The organism is Campylobacter porcelli, assembly GCF_002139855.1.
Classification (GTDB): domain Bacteria; phylum Campylobacterota; class Campylobacteria; order Campylobacterales; family Campylobacteraceae; genus Campylobacter; species Campylobacter porcelli.
In genome coordinates, this window is sequence record NZ_CP018789.1 from 1,141,496 (window position 1) to 1,166,726 (window position 25,231).

21 protein-coding genes are annotated in these 25,231 nt (G+C 35.1%); 8 read left to right on the forward strand and 13 right to left on the reverse strand.

The window, feature by feature from the left end:
* Positions 1–14: 14 nt before the first annotated feature.
* Positions 15–2,087 (reverse strand): TonB-dependent ferric enterobactin receptor CfrA, encoded by a 2,073-nt coding sequence (gene cfrA, locus CSUIS_RS05760; protein ID WP_086297798.1) that lies wholly within the window; start codon positions 2,085–2,087, stop codon positions 15–17.
* Positions 2,088–2,342: 255 nt separating this feature from the next.
* On the opposite strand from cfrA, the gene CSUIS_RS05765 reads away from it, so the two are divergent.
* From CSUIS_RS05765 to CSUIS_RS05775, 3 genes are read left to right on the forward strand one after another with little or no spacing between them, the layout of a single operon-like run.
* Positions 2,343–3,068, forward strand: coding sequence for a fumarate reductase cytochrome b subunit (locus CSUIS_RS05765; RefSeq protein WP_086297802.1), 726 nt, complete (start codon positions 2,343–2,345; stop codon positions 3,066–3,068).
* Between the two features lie 8 nt (positions 3,069–3,076).
* Positions 3,077–5,065, forward strand: a complete 1,989-nt coding sequence (locus CSUIS_RS05770) for a fumarate reductase flavoprotein subunit (protein WP_086297805.1) — start codon at positions 3,077–3,079, stop codon at positions 5,063–5,065.
* Positions 5,058–5,777, forward strand: coding sequence for a fumarate reductase iron-sulfur subunit (locus CSUIS_RS05775; RefSeq protein ID WP_086237283.1), 720 nt, complete (start codon positions 5,058–5,060; stop codon positions 5,775–5,777). Before CSUIS_RS05770 ends, CSUIS_RS05775 begins: the two co-directional genes overlap by 8 nt.
* A gap of 347 nt (positions 5,778–6,124) precedes the next feature.
* On the opposite strand, the gene CSUIS_RS05780 is transcribed toward CSUIS_RS05775, so the two are convergent.
* The 11 genes from CSUIS_RS05780 to ileS all read right to left on the reverse strand — a co-directional run bounded on the left by CSUIS_RS05780 (position 6,125) and on the right by ileS (position 21,043).
* The gene (locus tag CSUIS_RS05780) at positions 6,125–8,737 is read right to left on the reverse strand and encodes a DEAD/DEAH box helicase family protein (protein ID WP_236860769.1); all 2,613 of its coding nucleotides are present in this window, start codon (positions 8,735–8,737) and stop codon (positions 6,125–6,127) included.
* Entirely contained in the window at positions 8,703–10,574 is a 1,872-nt protein-coding gene (locus tag CSUIS_RS05785; protein WP_086297811.1) for a site-specific DNA-methyltransferase, read from the reverse strand. The genes CSUIS_RS05780 and CSUIS_RS05785 overlap by 35 nt, the downstream gene beginning before the upstream one ends.
* An 87-nt stretch (positions 10,575–10,661) precedes the next feature.
* On the reverse strand, positions 10,662–11,678 hold the full coding sequence (locus tag CSUIS_RS05790; protein WP_086237224.1) for an oxidoreductase: 1,017 nt from the start codon (positions 11,676–11,678) through the stop codon (positions 10,662–10,664).
* Positions 11,678–12,010: a hypothetical protein gene (locus CSUIS_RS05795; protein WP_086297814.1), complete on the reverse strand. Its 333-nt coding sequence runs from the start codon at positions 12,008–12,010 to the stop codon at positions 11,678–11,680. Before CSUIS_RS05795 ends, CSUIS_RS05790 begins: the two co-directional genes overlap by 1 nt.
* Complete coding sequence (murC, locus tag CSUIS_RS05800) at positions 12,007–13,305, reverse strand: UDP-N-acetylmuramate--L-alanine ligase (protein WP_086297817.1); 1,299 nt, start codon at positions 13,303–13,305, stop codon at positions 12,007–12,009. Before murC ends, CSUIS_RS05795 begins: the two co-directional genes overlap by 4 nt.
* Positions 13,302–14,102 (reverse strand): carbon-nitrogen hydrolase family protein, encoded by an 801-nt coding sequence (locus CSUIS_RS05805; protein ID WP_086242259.1) that lies wholly within the window; start codon positions 14,100–14,102, stop codon positions 13,302–13,304. Before CSUIS_RS05805 ends, murC begins: the two co-directional genes overlap by 4 nt.
* Entirely contained in the window at positions 14,095–14,283 is a 189-nt protein-coding gene (xseB, locus tag CSUIS_RS05810) for an exodeoxyribonuclease VII small subunit (protein WP_086237228.1), read from the reverse strand. The genes CSUIS_RS05805 and xseB overlap by 8 nt, the downstream gene beginning before the upstream one ends.
* The gene (gene metX, locus CSUIS_RS05815; protein WP_086297820.1) at positions 14,276–15,379 is read right to left on the reverse strand and encodes a homoserine O-acetyltransferase MetX; all 1,104 of its coding nucleotides are present in this window, start codon (positions 15,377–15,379) and stop codon (positions 14,276–14,278) included. The genes xseB and metX overlap by 8 nt, the downstream gene beginning before the upstream one ends.
* Positions 15,379–16,830 (reverse strand): IMP dehydrogenase, encoded by a 1,452-nt coding sequence (gene guaB / locus CSUIS_RS05820; RefSeq protein WP_086297823.1) that lies wholly within the window; start codon positions 16,828–16,830, stop codon positions 15,379–15,381. Before guaB ends, metX begins: the two co-directional genes overlap by 1 nt.
* A 1-nt stretch (position 16,831) precedes the next feature.
* Positions 16,832–18,193: an Asp-tRNA(Asn)/Glu-tRNA(Gln) amidotransferase subunit GatA gene (gene gatA, locus CSUIS_RS05825; protein WP_086297826.1), complete on the reverse strand. Its 1,362-nt coding sequence runs from the start codon at positions 18,191–18,193 to the stop codon at positions 16,832–16,834.
* Positions 18,194–18,289: 96 nt separating this feature from the next.
* Positions 18,290–21,043 (reverse strand): isoleucine--tRNA ligase, encoded by a 2,754-nt coding sequence (gene ileS, locus CSUIS_RS05830; protein ID WP_086297830.1) that lies wholly within the window; start codon positions 21,041–21,043, stop codon positions 18,290–18,292.
* A gap of 192 nt (positions 21,044–21,235) precedes the next feature.
* Between ileS and rpsO the strand changes: the two genes are divergently transcribed.
* The 5 genes from rpsO to CSUIS_RS05855 all read left to right on the forward strand — a co-directional run bounded on the left by rpsO (position 21,236) and on the right by CSUIS_RS05855 (position 24,933).
* The gene (gene rpsO / locus CSUIS_RS05835; protein WP_086237233.1) at positions 21,236–21,508 is read left to right on the forward strand and encodes a 30S ribosomal protein S15; all 273 of its coding nucleotides are present in this window, start codon (positions 21,236–21,238) and stop codon (positions 21,506–21,508) included.
* Positions 21,509–21,610: 102 nt separating this feature from the next.
* Positions 21,611–22,099, forward strand: a complete 489-nt coding sequence (gene tatB / locus CSUIS_RS05840) for a Sec-independent protein translocase protein TatB (RefSeq protein WP_086237234.1) — start codon at positions 21,611–21,613, stop codon at positions 22,097–22,099.
* The gene (gene tatC, locus CSUIS_RS05845; RefSeq protein WP_086237235.1) at positions 22,099–22,842 is read left to right on the forward strand and encodes a twin-arginine translocase subunit TatC; all 744 of its coding nucleotides are present in this window, start codon (positions 22,099–22,101) and stop codon (positions 22,840–22,842) included. Before tatB ends, tatC begins: the two co-directional genes overlap by 1 nt.
* Positions 22,835–23,851 (forward strand): tRNA preQ1(34) S-adenosylmethionine ribosyltransferase-isomerase QueA, encoded by a 1,017-nt coding sequence (gene queA, locus CSUIS_RS05850; RefSeq protein ID WP_086298596.1) that lies wholly within the window; start codon positions 22,835–22,837, stop codon positions 23,849–23,851. Before tatC ends, queA begins: the two co-directional genes overlap by 8 nt.
* Positions 23,851–24,933 carry a hypothetical protein gene (locus tag CSUIS_RS05855; protein ID WP_086297833.1) on the forward strand — a complete coding sequence of 361 codons (1,083 nt, stop codon included), beginning with the start codon at positions 23,851–23,853 and terminating at the stop codon, positions 24,931–24,933. The genes queA and CSUIS_RS05855 overlap by 1 nt, the downstream gene beginning before the upstream one ends.
* Here CSUIS_RS05855 and hypA read toward each other — a convergent pair.
* Positions 24,880–25,221 (reverse strand): hydrogenase maturation nickel metallochaperone HypA, encoded by a 342-nt coding sequence (hypA, locus tag CSUIS_RS05860; protein WP_086242263.1) that lies wholly within the window; start codon positions 25,219–25,221, stop codon positions 24,880–24,882. The two genes, CSUIS_RS05855 and hypA, sit on opposite strands and share 54 nt — an antisense overlap.
* Positions 25,222–25,231 lie beyond the last annotated feature (10 nt).

Genomic DNA, 25,231 nt, shown 5'->3' on the forward strand with positions numbered 1-25,231 from the left:
ACTAGCCCTACTCTTTAAAATCTACCATTTAATGATAGATATAGCCTTCTACCTTCTTCTATCCTATTATATGTATTTACATAGGTTAAGGCGCCACGATTAGAGTATGTCTCATAAGAGTCTGTAAAATCTTTATCAAATAGATTATATATAGCAGCGTTTAAATTCCAATTTTTATTGATCTCCATAGCTATACCAATAGAAGCTAAGAATATATCTTTGTAATACTCTCTATTTATATTTGTATCACCCATATATCTATCTATTTGCCACTCACCCTTTATCCAAGGAGTAAAGGTGCGATTAATATTATAATCAGCTTTAGCTACGATATTATGCTTTAATGAGCCATTTTCTGGTTTGCCAATTGATGTTGTGCTACTACTATCTTTTATCTTGCTATCTAAGAATGTATAGGATAGATTTAAATTTAATTTATCAGTAGCCATCGCTCCAGCACTTACTTCTAGACCTTTATACTCCACCTTTCCATGATTTATAGCTTGTATACATCTAGTAAATGAGCTATTACAAACCCCTATACTAGGGATATTAGCTCCACTATTATAGCTTACTGATGATATTTTATCTTTAAATTCAGTTACAAATCCAGTAATTGAAGCGTTAAATACACTATCTCTATATCCTGCACCTAATTCATAATTAATAGATGTCTCTTCAGTTAAATTTGGATTACCATATACTGGTATCCTTCCTTGACCGCTATAGTTATACTCACCAGCTATTAGCTTATTGACATATGGTGCTTTAAATCCCGTTGATACCCCGCCTTTAAAGGTTAAATTATCATTTAGATTATAAACTAGATACGCCCTTGGGGATAGATTATTACCAAATGTCTCATGATGATTATATCTAGCACCTAAGGTTAATCGCAAATTATTCAATATAGAATACTCATCTTCCCCAAACGCAGCTATGGTATATTGACTAAATCTACTTGGACTTGCTATCTTATCTTGCATTTTTTCTAGCTTATACTCAGCCCCCACGCTTAAAATATGGCTTTGACCCACTGGCACCACAGCCTTAGTATCAACTATATAATCTTGAGCCAAAATATCCCTATTTTGCCCCTTATATGGATTATTAGCCACTACTAATCTACTATCATTACCTACGCGGTTATATTGAATACCTGAATTTAAGCTAAATCCATCATAAATCCCCTCATGAATTAGATAAGTAACAAGCTTATCTATATCCATAGTCGGCTCATACCCACCAATCGCACCTACTGTGCCTATTTGGCTTTTGCGATTATCAAAGTGATTTTTAGCATAATCTATATCAAATGTAAATCTATTAGCTTCATCATACAAATAGTTTAATCTCGCACCAACATTGTAATTATTTGCCTTTGTCGGACTTTGAGCTTGCGTGGCTGGAACTTCTTGACCTCTTGAATTTAGGTGAGTTACCTCTGATTGGGCTCTATAGCTTTGAGCATATCTAAATACAGCACCCAATTTATTATCTATCACTGGACCATCAGCATAGATATTATATCCATAGGTATTGCCCCACTGGGTATCTTGATTTAATATAGAGTTAAAGCCTACTGATACGCCCCACTCATCGCTAACCTTCTTTGTAATGATATTCACCACACCACCAAGTGCTTCAGAACCATATAAAGTGCTCATAGGTCCTTTAATAACCTCAATTCTCTCAATACTAGAAAGTGGTGGTAAAAACGCATTCATCACCTCACCAAACCCATTAGGTCCTATCTCTCCGCCAATCCCTTGGCGTCTGCCATCTACTAAAACCAAGGTATATCCAGTAATACCACGCATAGTTATATTATACGCCCCACTCTTACCCTTTGAAGCATAAAGATCAACTCCAGGTATATCAGATATAGCCTCAGCCACATCTCTATATGGCTTTCTTTCTAGCTCTTTTTTGGTAATGACATTCATTGTCGCTGGTGCTTCTTGTATCTCTTGAGAAAAACCTGAAGCACTCACTACCACCTGATCTAATCTATAGCTATCATCGGCTATAACGCTATTAGACAAATATGCTATAGCTACAACAGAAAGTAGATATTTTCTATTCATAAGACCACCTTGAAATAAATTTAATGCGGTGATTATATGATAATAATTATTAAAATAAATTTAAATCTACTAAAAAATAAAATTTAATATTTAATTAATCTAATTTATTATAATAGTTAATGAAAATAGTCTCAAAAGCCCAAAATATAGATAATTTAGAATTATAATTTAATGGATAAATTTAATTTTATATCAAGTTAAGCTAATGTATAATTACAAATTATCCGTTTAAATTTCAAAATGTAAGGGGAGCTTATGAGTAAGCAAATCGAAGGGTTTCTTGGTATAAGCGAGGATCGCAAGAAGAGTAGAATTCCTGCAAAACTCGATCTTATTCAGAGTGGAACTGGGTTATTCCTAGGAATATTTATGTGGGCACATATGATATTTGTATCTACCATTTTATTTGGCGAAGAGGTCTATAATCAAGTGGTGCATATCTTAGAGCTTAGATTTATGTATGATAGCCCTAATATGAGCTATGTTACTAGCTTTTTAGCAGCTTGTGTGCTTGTTATATTTTTCGTCCATGCTGCACTTGGTATGAGAAAAATGCCAATCAACTTCCGTCAGTGGCAAATTTATCGCTCTCATGCTGTTCGTATGAAGCACGAAGATACAACGCTTTGGTGGATTCAGGCTTGTACTGGGTTTATTATGTTTTTCCTTGGTTCAGCGCACCTAATCATCATAATCACAAATTCAGATCAAATCGCATTGCTATCAGATGGCACACTTGGTTCAGCTGAGCGTGTTTATAGCCATTTTATGTGGTTATTTTATTTAGTATTGCTTTTTGCTGTTGAACTTCATGGTAGCATCGGTCTATACAGACTATGCGTAAAATGGGGTTGGTTTGAAGGTAAAGATGCTAAAGCAACTCGTAAAAAGCTTAAAAAAGCTAAATGGATTTTAAGCGTATTCTTTATCGCTCTTGGACTATTAAGCCTTGGGGCATTTCTTAAAATCGCTATGAACTAGGAGTATATATGAAGGTAAAATATTATGACGCATTAGTAATAGGCGGTGGTCTAGCTGGTCTAAGAGCTGCTGTAGCTGCTGCTGATAAGGGTCTTAGCACTGTAGTTTTAAGTCTTTGTCCTGTAAAAAGAAGCCACTCTGCTGCTGCTCAAGGCGGTATGCAAGCAAGTCTTGGTAACTCAAAAATGAGTGAAGGCGATAATGAGGATATTCACTTTGCAGATACTGTAAAAGGTAGCGACTGGGGTTGTGATCAAGAAGTTGCTAGAATGTTTGTCCAAACAGCACCAAAAGCTATTCGTGAGTTAGCTAGTTGGGGTGTGCCTTGGACTAGGATTACAAAAGGCAAAAGAAGCGCTATCATCAACGCTCAAAAAACTACAATTGATGAAAAAGAAGAGGTTCATGGTCTAATTCATAGCCGTGACTTTGGTGGAACTAAAAAATGGAGAACTTGCTTTACAGCCGATGCTACAGGCCACACAATGCTATTTGGCGTTGCAAATGAAGCCCTAAAAAGAGATGTTGAAATTCACGATAGAAAAGAGGCTATAGCTCTTATCCATGAGAATAACCGCTGTTATGGTGCGATCGTCCGTGATTTAGTAACTGGCGAAATTTCAGCCTATGTATCAAAAGGCACACTAATCGCAACAGGTGGCTATGGTAGAATTTACAAACACACTACAAATGCTGTAATCTGTGAAGGAACTGGTGCTGCGATCGCTCTTGAGACTGGTATTGCTAGACTTGGCAATATGGAAGCAGTCCAATTCCACCCAACTCCAATCGTCCCAAGCGGAATTTTGCTAACTGAAGGTTGTCGTGGAGATGGCGGAATACTTCGTGATGTTGATGGATACCGCTTTATGCCTGATTATGAACCAGAGAAAAAAGAGCTAGCTAGCCGTGATGTCGTTAGTCGCCGTATAATGGAGCATATCAGAAATGGTAAAGGTGTAAAAAGCCCTTATGGTGAGCATGTTTGGCTAGATATTAGCATTCTTGGTAGAGAGCATATAGAGAAAAACTTGCGTGATGTCCAAGAAATTTGTAAAATTTTCAATGGCATAGATCCAGCTGATGAGGGTCCAAAAGGCTGGGCTCCGATACTTCCTATGCAACACTACTCAATGGGCGGAATTCGTGTAAAACCAACTGGCGAGAGCCAAACTCTAAAAGGTCTATTTAGCTGTGGTGAAGCAGCGTGCTGGGATATGCACGGATTTAACCGCCTTGGTGGAAATAGCGTCGCTGAAACCGTGGTAAGCGGTATGATTATCGGGGATTATTTTGCTGAGTATTGTAGCAATAATGAGATAGATATTCAAACAAAAACCGTTGAGAGCTTTATCAATAAAAGCAAAGATTATCTAAACGAACTTATAAATAAAGATGGAAAATACAATGTATTTGAGATCAAAAATAAGATGAAAGATATAATGTGGGAGCATGTCGCTATCTTTAGAACTGGCGATGGCTTAGCTAAAGCTGTAAAAGAGCTAGAAGAGCTATATAAAGAGAGCACAAATGTCAAACTAGAGAATAAAGAGCTATTTGGCAACCCTGAGCTAGAAGAGGCTTATCGTGTGCCTAAAATGCTTAAACTAGCTCTATGTGTAGCTTATGGCGCACTTCAAAGAACAGAGAGCCGTGGCGCACACTATAGAGAGGATTATCCAAAAAGAGATGACCTTAACTGGTGTAAAAGAACTTTAGCATTTTGGAAAGAAGGAGATACTCTACCAACTTTAGAGTATGAAGAGCTTGATATTATGAAAATGGAGATGCCACCAGCATTTCGTGGATATGGCGCTAAAGGCAATATCATAGAAAATCCACTATCAGCTAAACGCCAAGAAGAGGTTGATGCCATTAGAGCAAAACTAGAAGCTGAAGGCAAAAATAGACATGAAATTCAAGATGCATTAATGCACTATGAACTTCAACCAAAATATAAAGCATTAAACGAAAGAGCAGGAATTGGCTATGAGTAGAAAGATAAAAATTAGAGCATTTAAATATAATCCACTAAGCAAGGTTAGCAAACCGCACTTTGCTGAATATGAGCTAGAAGAAACTGATGGAATGACGCTTTTCATCGCATTAAATCAAATTCGCGAAAGATTTGATCCGGGTCTTAGCTTTGACTTTGTATGTCGTGCGGGGATCTGCGGAAGCTGCGGTATGATCGTAAATGGTCGCCCGCAACTAGCTTGTAGAACTCTTACAAAAGACTATCCAAGTGGCGTTATAGAGCTTATGCCTATGCCAGCTTTTAAACTGCTTAAAGATTTAAGCGTTGATACTGGTAATTGGATGAATAATATGAGCAAAAGAGTTGAGAGCTGGATACACTCAAATCACACTACAGATATTAGTAAGATTGAAGAGAAGGTAGATCCAGATGCGGCTCAAGAGACTTTTGAACTTGATCGTTGTATCGAGTGCGGTATATGTGTAGCAAGTTGCGGAACGGCTCTTATGAGACCTGATTTTATCGGTGCTGTAGGTCTAAACCGCGTAGCTAGGTTTAAGGTTGATCCACTAGATAATAGAAGCGATGAAGATTTCTATGAGCTTGTAGGCGATGATAATGGCGTCTTTGGTTGTATGAGCTTACTAGGTTGTGAGGATAACTGCCCTAAACATTTACCACTTCAAAGCAAAATCGCATATATGAGACGCAAATTAGCTACTATAAAATAATTATATACTCCCTAAGAGTTTCTTCTTAGGGAGCTTACATTTAAAGTAAATTTAAACTTGAAGTAATTTATCTAGGATTTTTAAATAGAGAGATAAATAGGCTAAAAAAGTCTATTTATAAAATTAATCAAATAGCTTATAAGAAACTCTATCTAGATAGCTCTTTTTAATAACCTTATCACTCATTTTATCAGTAATTTTATCTATTTTTATTTTTGTGTTTGAGTTATTAGCAATACAAAAATATAGTAGCTACAACTAAAATTACTATTTTTTATTTATATTCATTGCCCCCTATAATAATTAAATAAAATATAAATATTTTTAATTAAATTTAATATCTCAATTTAAAAAAATTCATAAAATTGCTTTTTGAATTCTTGGCTATTTGCTTCATTTTTACCAAAGAAAAACGGCAAGGCATATAGATTAAATTCGATTTTTTCATCTATGTTTTTGCTGCTAGTGCATGTAAATACTTTTTTATTTAAAATACTCTCATCTAAAATCAAATCTTCTTTCCACTCATCTTTTAGATAAAATCCCGCTCCCTTGCTTTCTATTATCATTTCCACTGATAAATAACCTAAATCCGCCCCTTCTTTTGGCTTACCAAAAAATATAAAATCTGGCTCAAAACCCTCGCCATAAGTCGCCACTTTTCTATTATCATAAATTTTAAACTCACTAAAACCCTCATTTCGCATAATTATCCACTCGCTAAATTTCCTATCAATTATCTCTTTATTTTCCTCTATAAAATCTAAAAACTCTTTTTCTAAACCGCTATCGGTAGAAAATTTATCATAATACAGCCACTCATAAGGACTATTTTCTACGCCTTTAAAGATAAGCTCCCCATCTTCACTACAATTGCCATTTTTGATGATTTTTCTGCTGCCTATATCAACTAGCTTTTTGGTTGTAAAATCAGTAACTTCAAATTTTACACTATCTTTATTTAGCTGTTCTTTGTAATGAGTAAGGATATATTTTGCTATATCTAGCCTTATTACTGGGTCGTTAAATTTTTGATTTTTATGAAATAGCAAATTTAGTGGCGCAATAACTTTATCATAAAAATCTTTTTTGCTTTCTAACTCTTCATTATAGATTTTTATTTTATCTATGTTGATTTTTAAGATATTCATAGCCTTAGCAAAGATTTTGTATTCTATTTTTTCACCCACTTTATATAATGTTTTATAAGCTATATTTGAGCTATTTTCATCATCAAATTTTTCTTCGCTATTGCTTATTTTATGCTCTGTGTATGGTATTTCTATACACTCCAAAGCTCTTTTTGTTTTACTAGCATCAAAAATATAATCTTTGCCTAGCATTATCTTTTTGTTGCTTACATAAAAAATCTCGTTTTTGTTTGTAATTTCTTTGGCTTTTTGGCTAGGATTAAGCTCTAAAATACCTTCTGCTTCATCAAATAATGCACCTTGGTCTTTTAGCTCTTTTTTTATATTGCTAATATACTCTACATCATTTAATGCGTGATAGCTAAGGCGTTCTAGCATTGTAAGCTGATTTGAAATCCCCCTATCATATTTGCGCTTATATTTTTCATCTCCACAGCCAAATGGAAAATATCTAGCACCACGACCTATTAACTGAGCTTCTTTTGTAGTTGTTTTTGCTGTATTTTTAGCTACTGCTGAGCTAAGCCTTACTATATCAAATAGATTTAGCACATCCCAGCCCTCATTTAGCTTATCTACCGCAAAAATTACTCTTATTACATTTTCTTTATCTTCAAGTGTATTTAGCTTTATTTGATAGTCTTCTACTTCTTTATTATCGTTTGCGTTTAGCTGATAAATCTCTTTAAAAGCATTTTTTATATGCTCTGCTAAAACATTTGTGTAGTTTTCTCCAAACTGCCTTATAAAAAACTCCAAGCTATATTTAAATAGCTCATCGCCATCATCTATATTATTATAAAATTCACTTATATCATCACCATTTAACTCTTGAAGTATCTCATTAAATAAATTCTGATTTTCTTTTGAGAGATTTATACTTTCGCTTTTAAATAGCACTACTGGCTTTAGCTCTATATCATTTTCCCTTGCTAAAACTTCTCTATAGACACTAAGCAAACAAGCCCCTAAAAATCTTGCTTTTAGCTCTGTATCATCATATTTGACTAGAAAAATTCTCTTTGAGTATCCATCTAAGCAAAACTTTCTTAAAGCATACTCATAGACAATCTTATCTTCATATTTTGCTAAGACTTTTTTGTCATTTGGAATTGTAGCACTAAATTCAAGCATTAGATTATCTACATGGCTATTAAAGGCTTTATTTATAATGCTCTCCCAACCATCTTTATCATCTTGTTCGCTTTTGTTTAAACTCTTTTTGGTTTCGCTATTTAAGTGGTGAGCTTCATCTGCTAAAAATACTATCTTATGATTTTGTAAATCTTCAAGCGTTAGTGAGTTCTCTTTTTCTTCTTTAAACAAAGAAAAAAGCCCTTGAATAGTGCTAAAATATATATTTATAGCATTTTCATCGCTCCCACCAAAGCTACTAACCGCTTTTATCTCCACCCTTTTGCCATCAATGTTTATCTCATTAGCAAAGAGATATTTAGATGAGAAAGTATCGCAAAAATTCGCTTTTGTCTTTTCTAAAATCGCCGTGCTATTTACAAAAAATATAAAATTCCTATACCCACTTTTATAGCACTCAAGCATTAAAGCTGCCATTACAAGCGTTTTGCCACTGCCTGTAGCCATGTTAAACATTAGATGATTTTTCTTTAATGTCTCTTTGTTTGCTAGATAGTATTTTATGGCATCTACTTGATACTCTCTTAGCTCTTTGCTTAGATTTTGCGTTATATGTATAGGAATTTCCATATCTCTTAAAGGCTTTTTGCCAAATTCGGCGATTATTTCTTCATATAGCTTACTCATCATTGCCACCTTTGTAGAAAATGCCATTTAGAATTCTAGTTTGCTCATCTATTTTATACTCTCCATCATCTATATCAGCATAAGGGATATAATCCATATTTCTATCTAGGCAGTTTTTTAGAATTCTCTTTTTGTCTATAAAATCTAAATTTGAAAATTCCATATCTTTTAAATCATTTTTTATATCCACTCTATAATCAATAAAAGCTAATTTTTGTAAATTTTCATAAATTTGATTTAGCTCATTTTCATCGCTTGAATTTTCTATTTTTTCTATAAATTTAGCATTTAAACTAGCTAATTCACAGTAAATTAAATTTCCACCGCCTTGCCAATTTACAGCTTTGCTTATACCGCCTTGTTCGCCCTCAATCACCTTTTTTAATCTCTCTTTTGTGATACTCTCTATATACTCCATTTGCTCTATGCCTATATAGCGTCTTTTCATCTTATGCGCTACTGCTAGAGTCGTCCCACTTCCAGCAAAAAAATCTAAGACTAAGTCGTTTTCGTTTGTAGAGATTTCTAGAATTCTTTGAAGTAATTTTTCTCCCTTTGGTGTAGCAAAAACTTTTTCATTGCCAAACAAAGCTAAAACTTCTCTTAGGGCATCTTGATTGTGCCCAACTTCTGTATATTTCCATATAGTTAGTGGTGTAACTCCTTGTTTAACTTCTGATAAAAATCTTTTTAAACAAGGGACATTATCGCCATCTTTACCAAAATATATTCTATTATCGTCTATAAGTTTTTGAAAATTCTCTTTTGAAGTCATCCAGCAACGACCTTTTGGCGAATTAACAATTCTACCGCTTGGAGTTTGTATAGGATAGTCATAATTTGCTGAATAAGTTTTTACAAGGCAATCACTATTTTTCCAGTCGCCTCTTGGGTCATTGTCTGGGTTTTTATATCTAGCGTTCATTTCTTTTGTGCGTGGTAATAAATTTGGTCTCCAAATAGTTTTATTTTTCGCATATATAACTATAAAGTCGTGATTATCGCTTAACCATTTTGCGTCATTTTGTGGAGAATATTTTTTTTCATAAACTACATTACAAACAAAATTCTCCCGCCCAAAAATCTCATCCATTAGCACTTTTAAATAGGCTTGTTCGTTATCATCGCATTGGACGAATATCACCCCATCATCTCTTAAAAGCTCTCTTGCAATTTCTAGGCGGTTTTTCATAAAAGTTAAATAAGTGCTGTGATTAAATCTATCGTTATAGTTAAAGCTGTCGTTTCCAGTGTTATAAGGTGGGTCTATGTAGATTAGTTTTACTTTGTTTTGTTCGCTTTGGTGGCGAAAATACTCTTTTAGAGTGTGTAGGGCGATTAGATTATTGCCTTTTATAAGTAAATTTGGCTTGTTTTTAAGCACATTTTCTAAGGTATCGTTCTGCCCCCCCCCTATAAGCTCAAAGTTATTTAACACTTTTGGGCTAAATAACACATCAATCTCACTTTTAGCTAAGATATTATTAAAAAATAGCTCCGTGCTTTTATCCTCATCTTTGCTTTGTCCGCCTTTTAATACACAATCTTTAAAAGGGAAATTTAGCACGATATCTTGGCTATTTTTAAGAAATTTTTTCTCTGCTACCCCAAGACCAATTTTATTTGAAAAACTTGTATAACTAGCACTAAGCAATCTCAAATCTAAAAAATTTAAAAAATCATCTTTTTTAAAGATTAAAGCCCCATACGCAGAGTCAAAAAATCTCTTTTTATACTCATCTTTAAAGCTTGATTTTTCTAGCAAAAACTCCAAAACTCTCTTATCATTACTCACTGCTAGACTTCTAGCAGTTATAAGAGTGCTAAAATGCTCTTTAATATCGTTTATTAGGTGGTTTTCCATTGTTTTCCTTTTTGTATTGTCTATTTAATTTGTATTGTCTATTTAAATAGTTTTGTCAAATTTGGATAAATTTGACAAAACTTAATTTTAAAATGCCCTTTGGTATGAGAAGTCTATAAGCTCACTTTTGCCCTCACTAGCAGCTGCGTATAGTGCGAAATTTGGATTGCGTAAAAGCTCTCTACCATAAGCTACAATATCACAATATCCACCCTCGATCATCTCCTCGCCTTGCTCTTTTGTGGTAATCAACCCCACTCCAATAACAGGGATACCCACAACCTCTTTAATAGCCTTAGCGTAATTAGCCTGATAAAGGGGCTTAATCTCTGGCAATAAACTTGGCTTAGATACCACTCCACCAGCTGATACGCTGATATAGCACGCACCTAAATCAGCACACTTTTTAGCTACTATTTTGCTATCTTCTATAGTATTACCACCTACTTCCCAATCATCAGCACTAATGCGCACGCCAAATGGGATAATAGGAGCTATCTCTTGAGAAATTAGGCTTAAAAGTCGCATTCTATTTTCAATACTTCCACCAAAGTCATCATCTCTTTTATTGGTTAATGGGCTTAAAAACTCGCTAATCAAATACCCATGAGCTGCGTGAATCTCCACAATATCATAATTAGCAGCCTTAGCCCTTATGGCAGCATCTTTAAATTTCGTTACAATCTCATAAATCTCTTGAGTAGTTAGCTCCTTTGGGCGGTCATATTCAGGGCTAAAGCATATACCGCTAGGGCTTAGTATATTATCGCAAGTTCCCTTAGCTCCAGCGTGTCCTAGCTGAATGGCTGTGGTTTGAGTGGTATATTTTTTAATTTCATAGTTTAATTTAGCGTGTGCTTCTATCTGATTATCACTCCATAGACCTAAATCATTTTTAGATATACAACCCTCTGGCGATACAGCCGTAGCCTCAACTATGATAAATCCCACTCCGCCAAGCGATCTAGCCGGATAGTGTAATCTATGAAAACATCGTGGCAATCCGCTATAATCCCTTGCTTTATAAACGCACATTGGTGGCATAGCTATACGATTTGGTAGTGTAAAATTCCCAACTTTAATAGGTTCAAATAAAATAGACATTAGTTCTCCTTTAAACATTTTTCTATAGGTATTATGATACCATTTTGCTCTTTTGAGACAAAGCTACTAGTGCCAAATTCATAATTAAATTTAGAATTAGTGATATTATAATCCCCACATTTTATACTCTCATTTGCGTTGAATTTATACAAAAGCTCCTTTATATCATTGCTTCTTTTATTATCATTTTGGTTATATATAAAACCAGCTAAAAATACAACTACACAAACTACTAAAATAGATATTTTGGATTTTAAATTTAATTTATCATTAGATATAGCAAGAAGAATTAAAATAGCAATGATAAGCACTAAAAAAAGTAAAATTCTCATCTGTCTCCCCTAAGCTGATAGCTGATATCACCAGCACCAAATCCAATAACCAACCCACTAGCTAAACTATGCTTTACACCAAAATTATCAAAAAACTCGATACTATCGCCATTTCGTTTGATAGTATCAGCAAATAAAGCACCCTTAAATTCGCTCTTTAAATCTATATTATTTGGTTCCTCTCCAGCAGCATAAACAGGCAATACCACAAGCTCATCAACTTCATCAAAACACTCTTTAAATCCATCTAAATTTGCTAATAACCTTGAGTATCTATGTGGCTGAAATATCGCTGTGATACTCTCAAGCCCAAGTAGTTTCGCATACTCCTTAGCACTCTTTAAAGTCGCTTTAATCTCGGTTGGATGATGACCATAGTCATCTATTAGAGCGAATTTCTCATTAGCTACTAATATATCAAATCGCTTTTTAATCCCTTTAAATTTCTTAAGATTTTCTCTAATCTCTTCAAGACCAATTATAGAATTAGCAGCCAAAATAGCAAGACTAGCATCAATAGCAATATGCTCCCCCATACCCCAAGCTTCAAATTTACCAAGACCTTTAAGATGAAAACTAGTATATGGCTCATAATTTCTAAGCACCATTTGAAGATTGGTTATATCGCCTTTTTCTAATCTAATTGCGTCCATCTTAATCGTGCTTAAAAAGCTATCTTCAGCATTAATAACCCTAATCTTAGCACGCTCTAAAAAGCCCTTATAAGCAGCGTAAAATTTATCCATATCATTATCATAATGCTCCATATGCTCTGGCTCAGCATTCGTAACAACGGCTAAAAATGGATTTGAATTTAAAAAGCTACTATCGCTCTCATCAGCTTCAAATATCAGATCCTCACTAGCTTCATACTTCATATTTGAGCCAAATTCTTTACTTATAGCACCTATTATAGCGCTACCTTTCATAAGAGAAGCTAGCATAGCTGAAGTGGTGCTTTTACCATGCGCTCCAGCTACGGCAAATACTCTTTTGCCCTCTAAAATAAATGGCAAAGCCTCCTTTCTAGATAAGCACTCAATACCACGCTTCCTAGCCTCTACAAGCTCCACATTATCACTTTTAATAGCTGCACTATAAACGACAAAATCAGGATCATCTATAGCACTTTCGCAGTGTGGGACGGTAATCTTCATACCACTAGCTCTAAGCTCTTTAGTAGTGGGACTATCAGCTATATCAGAGCCACTAATTATAAAATTACGCTCTTTTAAAAATCTAGCAATAGCTGAAATCCCAATCCCACCAATACCGATAAAATGCACCTTTTTCATATATTTAATCCTAATAAAGCTTCAGCTTTTTGTCTAAATTTCCATATTGAACGAGCTTGTAAAATCAGCTTTTTATCAATATCACACATTAGCATTCCCTCATTTGAATCTAAGCTATTTTCAATCTCTCCATGCGGATTGATAAGCATACTTTGCCCATAAAACTCACTCTCAATATCATCAAATTTAGTCTTACCTAGTCTATTTACACGGACAATATATACATTATTTGTAAATGCTCTCATCTTTAAAAGCTCATTCCAGCGACTACTTGAGTTTAAAGCACAAGCACTTGGTAATAAAACGCAATCAATCTTTTTAGCCACAATCTCAGCCCAAATACGATCAAAATGCGCCTCAAATCCAAAAATAACGCCAAATTTAATCCTATCAACGCTAAAGCTCATTATCCCAAAACTCTCTTTTTTAGAATAAAATTTCGCTTCATTCCAGTGCGGATAATCTATTAAGATATTTTGCTCTTCATATTTTGTGCTTTGTGGGCTAAATTTCGCTACTACCTTTTTACACTCTTTGCCTTTAACTTGTAAAAGTGGAGCGATTATCGTTAGATTATATCTATTTGCCATAGCTAGAAGACTACTCTTTTTTTGCTCACTTTGCTCTTTTATCATAGATTTAGGCATTTTGATAATATCATTAAAAAATGAATTTATCACATACTCACCAAGCACAACCACACTAGCCCCACCCTTTGCCGCTAAGCTTAAGTAGTGATCAATCCTAGAATCACTCATAGCCAAAGTGTGTAGCTGTAAAGCCGCAACCCTACTCACTCTCTTCTCCTATTTGAGTAATCTCAAGCTTAGCATTTTCTAGCATAGCCCTTGCTTCATTAACTAATTTCAATCCATCTTTATATAACTTCACGCTATCGCTAAGAGTTAAATTCTCATCATTTAAACTCTCTAAAAGCTTCTCAATTTTCTCAATCTTACTTTCAAAATTTTCACTCATCTAACGCCCTTTTAATATGCTCTTCTATCTTATCTATCTCTACTAAAAATGAATCATGCCCATAATCACTCTCAACGCATATATATCTACCTCTATGCCCTTGTCCTATACTAACTAAAGCCTCATACATCTCAAGCATTAAATTTGGTGGAAATAAAATATCTCCGCTAAATGAGATAAATGTAAGTCTAGCACGAGTAAGCATTAAAGCCTCATTAAGTGAGCCATAATGCCTAGTGCAATCAAAGTTATTCATCATCTTTATAACATATAGATATGATAGTGGATCAAATCTTTTAGGGAAGTTATTGCCATTATACTCCATGTATCTATCGACTTCAAACCTTCCTAAAAGCTCATATAATCCATCTGTTTCTACATATTTTCTACCAAATTTTTTATCCATCGTAGCAGGACTTAAAAAGCTAATATGCCCAGCCATTCTACCAAGTGCCATTCCTATTAAGCCATTTGCCTCTATATCATCTTTATCATAGTATCCGCCTTTAAAATTTGGATCTTTTACTATGCCTTCAATCGCAATTTTATTAAAAGCAATAGCCCAAGCCTTAGTAGCATAAGTAGTCGCTAGCATTATTACTCTTTTGGCAAAATTTGGAAACTCTATAGCAAAGCACAAAGCTTGCATACCCCCAAGGCTCCCACCTATAACCGCATACACCTCTTTAATTCCTAGCCTATCAAATAACCTCATCTGCGCCCTAACCACATCGCTAATTACAAGGACAGGAAAGCGAAGTCTATACTCTTTTTTTGTGCTTGGCTCTATGCTTAAAGGATTAGTAGAGCCAAATGAACTACCCAAAATATTTACACAAATCACAAAATATTTAGTAGTATCAATCGTCTTATTATCGCCTATTACGCCATCCCACCAACCAGGCTTTCTATCTCCCTTATGGATACCAGCAGCGTGAGCTGATCCAGTAAGTGCGTGGCAAACTACTATAACATTGCCCTTATCATCATTTAACTTGCCATAGCACTCATAAGCTAGATCAAATTCACTTAAAATTCGCCCACTCTCTAAATGCAACGGCTCATCAAAATGCTCTACAGCTCTATATATTTCCACTAATTTACTCTATAATTTGGTGCTTCTTGAGTTATTATAACATCATGAGCGTGGCTCTCTTTTAGCCCTGCACTTGTGATCTCTACGAACTCAGCCTTATCTTGAAAGGTTTTAATATCCTTACTACCACAATACCCCATTGAGCTTCTTAGCCCACCAATTAACTGATGGATCACATCACGGATTGTCCCAGCATATGGCACACGACCCTCTATCCCTTCTGGCACTAGCTTATCTTGAGCGGTGCCTTCTTGAAAATATCTATCGCTACTTCCTCTTGTCATAGCTCCGATACTTCCCATACCTCTATAGCTCTTATATTGACGCCCTTGGAAGGTTACTAACTCACCTGGACTCTCATCGCACCCTGCAAGCAAGCTTCCTACCATAATGCAGCTAGCACCAGCTGCTAAAGCCTTGGCAAAATCGCCACTATATTTTATACCACCATCAGCGATGATTGGGATATTAAATTCCTTAGCCGCATCAGCACAATCACTAATAGCCGTAATTTGAGGCACCCCAACTCCAGCTACAATTCTAGTAGTGCATATCGAGCCTGGACCTATGCCAACTTTTACCCCATCAGCTCCAGCTTTTATCAGATCAATTACCGCTTTTGGGTTAGCTACATTGCCTACTACTATATCTACTCCACTTATTAGGGATTTAATCTCTTTTAGAGTATCTATAATCCCTTTGCTATGACCATGAGCTGAGTCCATTACTAAAGCATCAACTCCAGCTTCAGCTAAAGCTTTTGCTCTATCTATCTGCCCAACTCCAATGGCCGCAGCTACTCTAAGGCGACCAAATTTATCTTTATTAGCATTTGGATACTCTTTTCGTTTTTTAAGATCTTTAATGGTTATTAAACCCTCTAATTTACCGCTATCATCAACTATAGGGAGCTTTTCTACTTTGTTGGTTGAAAATATCTTTTGTGCATCATCTAGCGTGCATCCTGATGGTGCTGTGATGAGCGGGGCTTTAGTCATGACCTCGCCTACTTTTTTACTATAGTCATTCTCAAATCTTAAATCACGATTTGTCAAAATCCCTATTAATACCCTATTTTCATCAATTACTGGCACACCTGAAATTCTATAATCACTCATTAGCTCCAAAGCCTCTTTAATACTAGCTTCAGCTGTGATGGATATAGGATCCATGATAACGCCACTTTCGCTTTTTTTGACCTTTTTAACCTCTTTTACTTGAGACTCTAAATCCATATTTTTATGTATAACCCCAATGCCCCCAAGCCTAGCCATCATAATAGCCGTTCTATGCTCAGTAACCGTATCCATCGCAGCTGAAACTACAGGTATGTTTAGCTCAATATTTTTGCTAAATTTAGATTTTATATCTACTTGTTTTGGTAAAATATCTGAGTATTGAGGCACTAACAAAACATCTTCAAATGTCAAGGCTCTTTTTATGATTTTCATCTTAATTTCCTTTTACTATATTCTCTAAATTTAAAGCCGCATCTAAAACCACCTGCTCTTGCCACGCTGCGCCTATTAATTGAGCTGATATATTTAGCCCATTTTCATCACTTGCTACTGGCACAGTAATAGCTGGCAACCCTGCTAAATTTACTCCAATTGTATATATATCGCTTAGATACGCACTCAAAGGGTTTTTTAATTCGCCAAATTTATATGCTACAGATGGAGCTACTGGCATTAAGATTATATCTGCCTCGCTTAAAATCTCATCATATTCACGCTTGATAAAAGCCCTTGCCTTTTGTGCTTTGATATAGTAAGCATCATAATACCCACTACTTAAAACAAATGTCCCAAGTAGCATTCTTCGCTGAACTTCAACACCAAAGCCCTCGCCTCTAGTATTAGCATACATCTGCCCTAAAGTATCAGCCGAGGCTCTATTGCCATATCTTACGCCATCATAGCGACTTAAATTCGCACTAGCTTCAGCCGTAGCAATTATATAGTATGCTGCTATATTATACTTGGAATTTGCTAAATCCTTATAGCATATATCATGACCAGCGTTTTTAAGCTTCTCTATAGTCAAATTTAAAGCATCTCTCACAGGCTTACTAGCCTCATCTATATAATTTTTAATCACTGCGATTTTTAATTTTCTATTTGGATTTAAATTTGGCGTAACTGGACTAAAATCCAAATTCGCACTTGTGCTATCTAATTTATCATATCCAGCGATAATATCATACAAAATCGCAGCATCTTCTACATTTTGTGTAATTGGCCCAATCTGATCTAAGCTACTAGAGTAAGCAGCCAAACCATATCTACTTACCCTACCATATGTAGGCTTAAATCCCACGCAACCACAAAACGCAGCCGGCTGGCGTATGCTACCACCAGTATCGCTACCAAGCGCTGCTATCGCTATTCCAGCAGCCACAGCAGCCGCACTCCCGCCACTACTTCCACCTGGTACTCTAGTGTGATCAAGCGGATTTAGCGTTTTACCATAATATGAGCTTTCAGTAGTGCTACCCATGGCAAATTCATCCATATTAGTCCTACCAAATGGCGCTAGACTAGAAGCAATTAGCTTATTTATAACCGTTGCGTTATATGGCGCTTTATACCCTTGTAAGATCTTTGAGCAGCTAGTAATGCTCCAATTTTTAACTTGTATATTATCCTTTATAGCAATTGGCACACCAGCAAAGCTCTCATCAATATCGCTATTTGTGAGCTGCTCGATATAAGCACCTATCTCTTTGGTTGCTTTTATCTTTTCAATCAGCTCTTTACGAAGTGTATTTAGCTCGTTAGAATTTAATTTTATAGCCTCTTTTAAACTTATCACTCTTTCTCCTTATACTTATTAACCAAAACTACCCCAACTGCTGTGATAATCAGCAAAACCGCTATAGTAGCAACTATAGTTACCGCTCCTACTGGCTCACTTAACACTCATCACCTCAGAACATCTATCACACAAGCAATTATCGCTAATAGCGCTAAATTTCCAGCATCTTGGACATTTATATCCATCTGATTTGGCTATGATAAATCTATGGTCTCCTACTATAAATTCAGCCAAAATCTCACTACCAATCCTAAAGCCTCCAACCTTGCTTACCATATACCAATCCGCAACTTCATCGCTATTTAAAGACAAAATATAGTCGCTATTAGTTTGGATTTCTAACTCTAGAGTTGATTTTATGAGTTTATCTTTTTTGAGATTATCTATTATCTCATTAAATTTCTCTTTGCTCTGTTTTAATAGCTCATCATCTACTTCAAGCTCAAATTCAAGCTCTTCATAAACTAGATCAAAAACATCATTAGCTTGAGCTTTTATAATGCTAGGTGCATACTCCATAACCTCATCAACTGTATATGTAAGAGTCGGTGCAATCAGCGGTAAAAGCGCCTTAGTAATAATCACCATAGCAGTTTGTGAGCTAGCTCTTTTAGTGCTATTTAAAGAATCGCAATATAATCTATCTTTACAGACATCTAGGTAAATTCCACTCAAATCACCACTTAAGAAATTTAATAAAATATTAAATCCTTTAGAGTATTCATAGTTTTTAAAACAGCTACTTACTTCTTTAAAACAGCTACTAGCTTTGCCTAAAATCCATCTATCAAGTAAGCCAAATTCGTAATTTAACTCTTTTAAATCACTCACATTTGCTAGTAAAAATCTTATGGTATTTCGAATTTTTCTATACTGCTCAGCAACTTGCTTTAATATATCATTGCCAATTTTTAAATCGCTTGAGTAATCACTTAAACTTACCCATAAACGCAAAATTTCCACCCCAAATTCCTTGGCTACCGCATCCGGGGCTATGACATTGCCTTTGGATTTACTCATCTTTTCACCATTTTTATCCACAGTAAATCCATGCGTTAAAACACTTCTATATGGGGCTTTTTCATTTACTGCACAACTTAGCAATAAAGAGCTTTGAAACCACCCACGATGCTGATCGCTACCTTCTAGATACATATTAGCACTATACTCTCCAGCGTCGTAATCATCGCTATTTAGCACAGCATTCCAAGTAGAGCCACTATCAAACCAAACATCTAAAATATCGCTAACTTTCTCTAGCTCATCAGCCTTAAATTTAGCTCCACTTGGTAGCAACTCATCAATACTCATACTCCACCAAGCATCGGCTCCATTTTCATCAAAAATCTTAGCAATATGCTCTAAAATTTCACTATCAAAAATAACCTCTTTAGTAGATTTAAGCCTAAAAAATGCAATCGGCACACCCCAATCTCTTTGACGAGAAATGCACCAATCTGGGCGATTTTCTATCATTGAAGTTATTCTTTTTATACCAGCTTCTGGATAAAATTTAACGCTATTTAAAGCCTCAAGTGCGATCTGACGCAAGGTTTTACCGCCTAATTTTGGCTCATCCATAGCTATAAACCACTGCTTAGTTGCTCTATAAATTACAGGCTTGTGAGTTCTCCAACAAAATGGATAACTATGGGTAAATTTACTAACTTTTATAACCCAATCACCCAAAAGCTCGATAATCTTATCATTTGCTTTAAAGATATGCAAACCTACAAACTCATCTACTATATCTTTTGGTAATAATCCTTTATGTCTTAAAGTCTCATCATAAAGTCCAGCCTCATCAACAGGCATAATAACCTCTATACCATATCTAAGACTAGCAAAATAGTCATCCTCGCCATGACCAGGTGCGGTATGAACTAGCCCAGTCCCGCCATCCATCAAGACATGCTCTCCAAGGATAAATATGGATTTTCTACCATTTAGCGGATTTATAGCGGTTAAATTCTCTAGTATTTGTGGCTTAAATTCTTTGATTATCTCCCCATTTGTAATGCCTTGAGCTACTAATGCTTCAAGCAAAGGCTTAGCAAAAATAAGCTTTTCGCTAGTAACGCAATAAATTTCATTTGGATTTAAACTAATTGCTTGATTAGCCACTAGTGTCCATGGAGTGGTAGTCCATATAACTGCCTTTGCATCTTCAACCCCAATTGCTTTAGCGGCTTCTTGGCTTAATTTAAATGCTAGATATAAGCTATAATCTTCCTTATTAGCATACTCCACTTCAGCCTCAGCAAGAGCACTCCTAGCTGCCCAGCTCCAAAATACCGGCTTACCTCTTTCTATTAAAAGCCCCTTTTTAGCCACTTCGCACAGGGTTCTATATATATTAGCTTCAAATTTATACTTCATAGTCATATATGGATTTTCCCAATCCCCAACTACCCCAAGAGATTTAAACTCAGCCCTTTGAATATCTATAAATTCAGCAGCCCACTTCCTACATTCACTTCTAATAGCGGCTGTATCCATACTCTTTTTTTTATCCCCAAGCTTTATCTCTACTTGCTGTTCTATTGGCAATCCATGACAATCCCATCCTGGAGTAAATCTGACACTCTCTCCAAAAAAATAGTGAGTTTTGACTATTATATCTTTTAAAATTTTATTTAAAGCATGACCGATATGAAGATGACCATTAGCATATGGAGGACCATCGTGGATATTGAAGTTTATAGGGGCGTTTTGTCTAGATTTTTTCATCTTTTCATAGACTCTATTCTCATCCCATTTAGCATATCTTTTTGGCTCATTTTGCGGTAAATTACCCCGCATAGCAAATTCAGTTACTGGTAATAAAAGAGTATCTTTATAATCCATAATAATACCTTTAGTGATAAAAATTTTTTGATTTTAGCAAAAAATAAATAAAACTTAAGTAAAAATTTCAAAATTTAATATAGCTAAATTTCATAATTTTAATTTATAAATCAAAAATGATTTTTAAGCAAATTTTTGGGTTATTATGCTATAATTGCCACTCAATTTTATATACCGCTCAGGAGGTCAAATATGGCTTTAGATACGGCTAAGAAAGCTCAAATAGTTGCAAAATTTGCTAGAAAAAGTGGAGATACAGGCTCTTCAGAAGTTCAAATAGCACTTCTTACTACAAGAATAGCAGAGCTTACAGAACATCTAAAAGTAAATAAAAAAGATTTTAGCTCAAGACTAGGTCTATTAAAATTAGTTGGTCGCCGCAAGAGATTACTAAAATATCTTAAAGCTACTAAATATGAAACTTACACTAAGCTAATAGCTGAGCTAGGTCTAAGAGATAAATAATCCAAAGCCCCAAAGGGGCTTTACTATCCATCCAAATAAAATCAATATCTATTAAGCAAAAAAATTGTAAAATACTCGCCAAATTTAAATTTAGGAATTTTTATGTTTGGAATGGGAATCAGCGAAATAATAATAATCGCCGTTGTCGCTGTCATAGTCTTAGGTCCTGATAAACTACCAAGTGCAATGGTAAATATAGCTAAATTTTTTAAGGTTTTTAAACAGACTATTAACGGAGCTAAAAGCACTTTTGAGCAAGAGATAAAGATCGCTGAACTAAAAGAAGATGCCAAAAAATATAAAGATAGCCTAGCTAACGGTATAGATGGAGTAAGGAAAAAGCTCACATTTGAAGAGCTTGATGAGCTAAAAAGCAATATAAATAGCATTAACAACTCAACGCAAAAATCCCTAGCTGATATTCAAAATGAAATCTCAAATCTCAATCCGATTAATAAATTAAATGCCGGATTGGAGCTAGATCAAGATAGCTCTTCACAACCGCCCAAAAATATAGTAGCAAATAACCCAGATGATATAGATAATAAAATAGATAAACCAGATGAAATTCAAAAAGCAAAAGAGGCATAATGTTTGAAGATTTAAGACCACATTTAATCGAGCTTAGAAAACGCCTATTAATTAGTGCTATATCTGTAATAATCTGCTTTATTATATGTTTTAACTTTTGGGCTCCTTTGCTTGATTTTATGACCGCACCGCTTAAGGCTGCACTGCCAAATGGTAGCAATATTATCTTCACTCAAGTTGCGGAGCCATTTTTTACAGCGATGAAGGTGGCATTTTTTGCTGGACTTTTGCTTGCTTTACCTATTATCTTTTGGCAATTTTGGCTATTTGTCGCTCCAGGACTATATGAAAATGAGAAAAAATATGTAATTCCATTTGTTTTAAGCGCTACAATTATGTTTATTGTAGGGGCTGCATTTTGCTACTATTTTGTGGTGCCTGTTGGCTTTGCGTTTCTTATAAATTTCGGTGGAACGCTATTTCAAGCACTTCCTAGCATAGGGGATTATGTGGGATTTTTTACAAAAATTGTAGTGGCATTTGGGATTAGCTTTGAGCTTCCAGTTGTTACATTTTTCCTAGCTAAAATCGGAGTTATCACAGATGATAGCTTGAAGAGATTTTTTAGATACGCTATAGTTGGGATATTCGTTTTTGCAGCCATTATGACCCCGCCTGATGTGCTTAGCCAATTTATGCTTGCTATCCCTTTAATCGGGCTTTACTCTTTATCAATTTTAATTGCCAAATTAGTAAATCCAGCGCCAAAATCCGATGATGAAGAAAATAGCGATGATGAGTGATATATTTGCGTTAAGTAGCTATGATTACGAGCTACCATCTCATCTCATCGCCACCTCTCCTACTAAGCCAAAAGAGAGTGCGAATCTGCTTGTTTATGAGCGAAACAACTCTAAAATAACCCATGCTAAATTTGGTGATTTGATGGACTTTTTGCCAGATTGCGATATTATATTTAATGATACAAAGGTGGTAAAAGCTAGAATTTATGGCAAAAAAAGCAGTGGTGGAGCCGTAGAATTGCTACTTAATCAGCCTTTGGGTGATGGCAAATTTAGCACTCTAATCAAAGGTCGCATAAAAGTTGGGGCAATTTTGGAATTTGACAAGGGATTAAGCTGTGAAGTTATAGAGATTTTAGATGAGTATAGAATTGTCAAATTTTATCAAAATCAAGAGCTTTTAGACACCCCAAAACTATATAAAATTCTAAATCAAATAGGTCATATCCCCTTGCCACCTTATATCAAAAGAGATGATGAAAAAAGTGATGAAGTATGGTATCAAAGCGTATTTGCCAAAAATGATGGCGCCGTAGCCGCTCCTACTGCGAGCTTGCATTTTAGTGATGAGATGATACAAAATCTACAAACCAAACACAACATCTCATATATCACTCTCCATGTTGGTGCTGGGACATTTAAATCAGTTGAAACTAGCGATATCAGAGATCATAAAATTCATAGTGAAATTTACTCCATAAGCGATCAAGCTATAAAATCCATAAATAGCCATAGAGCAATTCTTGGCGTTGGGACTACGGTTACTAGGTGCGTTGAGTATTTTTATAAAAGCGGTATAAAAGATGGTTTGTGCGATCTATTTTTACATCCAGCAAATCCACCGCAAAGACAAAACTATCTACTAACAAATTTCCATTTACCAAAATCAACGCTAATTATGTTAGTAGCGAGTTTCGTCGGTTTAGAAAATGTCAAAGAAATTTATAAACAAGCCATAGATAGGGGATATAAATTCTACTCTTATGGCGATGCAATGTTGGTGATATGATGAGATTATTTATACTTTTTATAGCAGATATTTTAATGGCAAGTCAGACAATTGGGACAAATGAGCATATAGCCTTTAGCATTTTACTTTTATTAATCATAATATTAATAGTTATCAATAGACGCCCTGTAAAAAATAGAAATCAAAAACTAATCTACACACAAAATAAAAACTTAGCTAAATTAAATTTAGTATTTTTCCAAAATAAGGTAGAAAACGGGGATATAATAAAGCGTTTGGGGCTGTTTTTTAAAGTGCTTCACACAAAAGCCGCACAAAATAATAACTCAATAATCTTTAATTACTCTCCAAGACAGGCTAGATATTTTAGTGCAAATTTTAAAGCCATCACCAATATAACGCACAATCTCATATGCTTTGTCAATAAAAGTGTAAGTAATAGCTCGATTTTATTATCCATAAAACCAACCAAAACAAAAGATGAATATCAAATTTCAATCAAAACATCAGCCAATATAAATAGCAACGAAATCCAAACCGCACTTGATGATAATAATAAAAATATAAACTACAAATATCTCCATATCGCCTCAAATTATGCCAATTTAATTGGATCTAAGATTGAATTTAGCTCAAAGCCAAATAGCTCTATTTTTTCATTTAATATAACAATGCATAAATTAAATAATCCATTAAATATAAAATCAGTAATGCAAAAAAATGCCCTAATAGCATATGAGAGCCAAACTGAATTTTTCACGCTTGTAGCAGAGCTTAGTGTTTATGGTATCTCCACCCAGCCAAATCCTAGCTGGGAGAGCGTAAAAAACCATATAATGGATATGCTATATAAGCCAGATTTTCTATTTATTCAAGCAAAAATAGTCAAAAATCTGCCATATAGTGAGATAAATTTAATCAAAGAGTGGCAAAAAATCAAAAAATTTAAGATTATCACCATAAGCGATAATTCTAATTATGATAAAATAGCTAGTAGTCTTGGCGATGCGACCTTACATCAGCCTTATACTGCCGATGAGTTATTTGAGATTATAAAATACCCCCCCCTACTCCATCTCCAAACGCATAAGATACATATCCTCCCCACTAATGACCTCTAAGGAGTTTGATCCGCATTTAGGACAGAGAAATTCATTTTCTACAAGGATACTTTGAGCACTACACTCATTACATTTAACGGTAATATCTTTAGGATGGATTATGAGTGTGGCACCTGAGCATATCGTATCAGCTTTAAAAGCATCAAACGCACTTTGTAAATAGTGGGCTTCTACTCCACTTAATCTACCTATCTCAACCTCTACTTTACTTATCTTTGTAGCATTATGTTTCATCGCATTTGTCTCGCAAAGCTTAAACAGATCTTGAACTATGGCTAATTCATGCATAATATCTCCT

Excerpts from the sequence above, each read along its gene's own strand:
- queA (WP_086298596.1), top strand. The coding sequence starts at position 22,835 with ATGAGTGATATATTTGCGTTAAGTAGCTATGATTACGAGCTACCATCT.
- CSUIS_RS05855 (WP_086297833.1), top strand. The coding sequence starts at position 23,851 with ATGAGATTATTTATACTTTTTATAGCAGATATTTTAATGGCAAGTCAG.
- CSUIS_RS05765 (WP_086297802.1), top strand. The coding sequence starts at position 2,343 with ATGAGTAAGCAAATCGAAGGGTTTCTTGGTATAAGCGAGGATCGCAAG.
- CSUIS_RS05785 (WP_086297811.1), bottom strand. The coding sequence starts at position 10,574 with ATGGAAAACCACCTAATAAACGATATTAAAGAGCATTTTAGCACTCTT.
- CSUIS_RS05775 (WP_086237283.1), top strand. The coding sequence starts at position 5,058 with ATGAGTAGAAAGATAAAAATTAGAGCATTTAAATATAATCCACTAAGC.
- rpsO (WP_086237233.1), top strand. The coding sequence starts at position 21,236 with ATGGCTTTAGATACGGCTAAGAAAGCTCAAATAGTTGCAAAATTTGCT.
- guaB (WP_086297823.1), bottom strand. The coding sequence starts at position 16,830 with ATGAAAATCATAAAAAGAGCCTTGACATTTGAAGATGTTTTGTTAGTG.
- CSUIS_RS05780 (WP_236860769.1), bottom strand. The coding sequence starts at position 8,737 with ATGGCATTTTCTACAAAGGTGGCAATGATGAGTAAGCTATATGAAGAA.
- CSUIS_RS05770 (WP_086297805.1), top strand. The coding sequence starts at position 3,077 with ATGAAGGTAAAATATTATGACGCATTAGTAATAGGCGGTGGTCTAGCT.
- tatC (WP_086237235.1), top strand. The coding sequence starts at position 22,099 with ATGTTTGAAGATTTAAGACCACATTTAATCGAGCTTAGAAAACGCCTA.
- CSUIS_RS05790 (WP_086237224.1), bottom strand. The coding sequence starts at position 11,678 with ATGTCTATTTTATTTGAACCTATTAAAGTTGGGAATTTTACACTACCA.
- xseB (WP_086237228.1), bottom strand. The coding sequence starts at position 14,283 with ATGAGTGAAAATTTTGAAAGTAAGATTGAGAAAATTGAGAAGCTTTTA.
- hypA (WP_086242263.1), bottom strand. The coding sequence starts at position 25,221 with ATGCATGAATTAGCCATAGTTCAAGATCTGTTTAAGCTTTGCGAGACA.
- murC (WP_086297817.1), bottom strand. The coding sequence starts at position 13,305 with ATGAAAAAGGTGCATTTTATCGGTATTGGTGGGATTGGGATTTCAGCT.
- cfrA (WP_086297798.1), bottom strand. The coding sequence starts at position 2,087 with ATGAATAGAAAATATCTACTTTCTGTTGTAGCTATAGCATATTTGTCT.
- ileS (WP_086297830.1), bottom strand. The coding sequence starts at position 21,043 with ATGGATTATAAAGATACTCTTTTATTACCAGTAACTGAATTTGCTATG.
- CSUIS_RS05795 (WP_086297814.1), bottom strand. The coding sequence starts at position 12,010 with ATGAGAATTTTACTTTTTTTAGTGCTTATCATTGCTATTTTAATTCTT.
- tatB (WP_086237234.1), top strand. The coding sequence starts at position 21,611 with ATGTTTGGAATGGGAATCAGCGAAATAATAATAATCGCCGTTGTCGCT.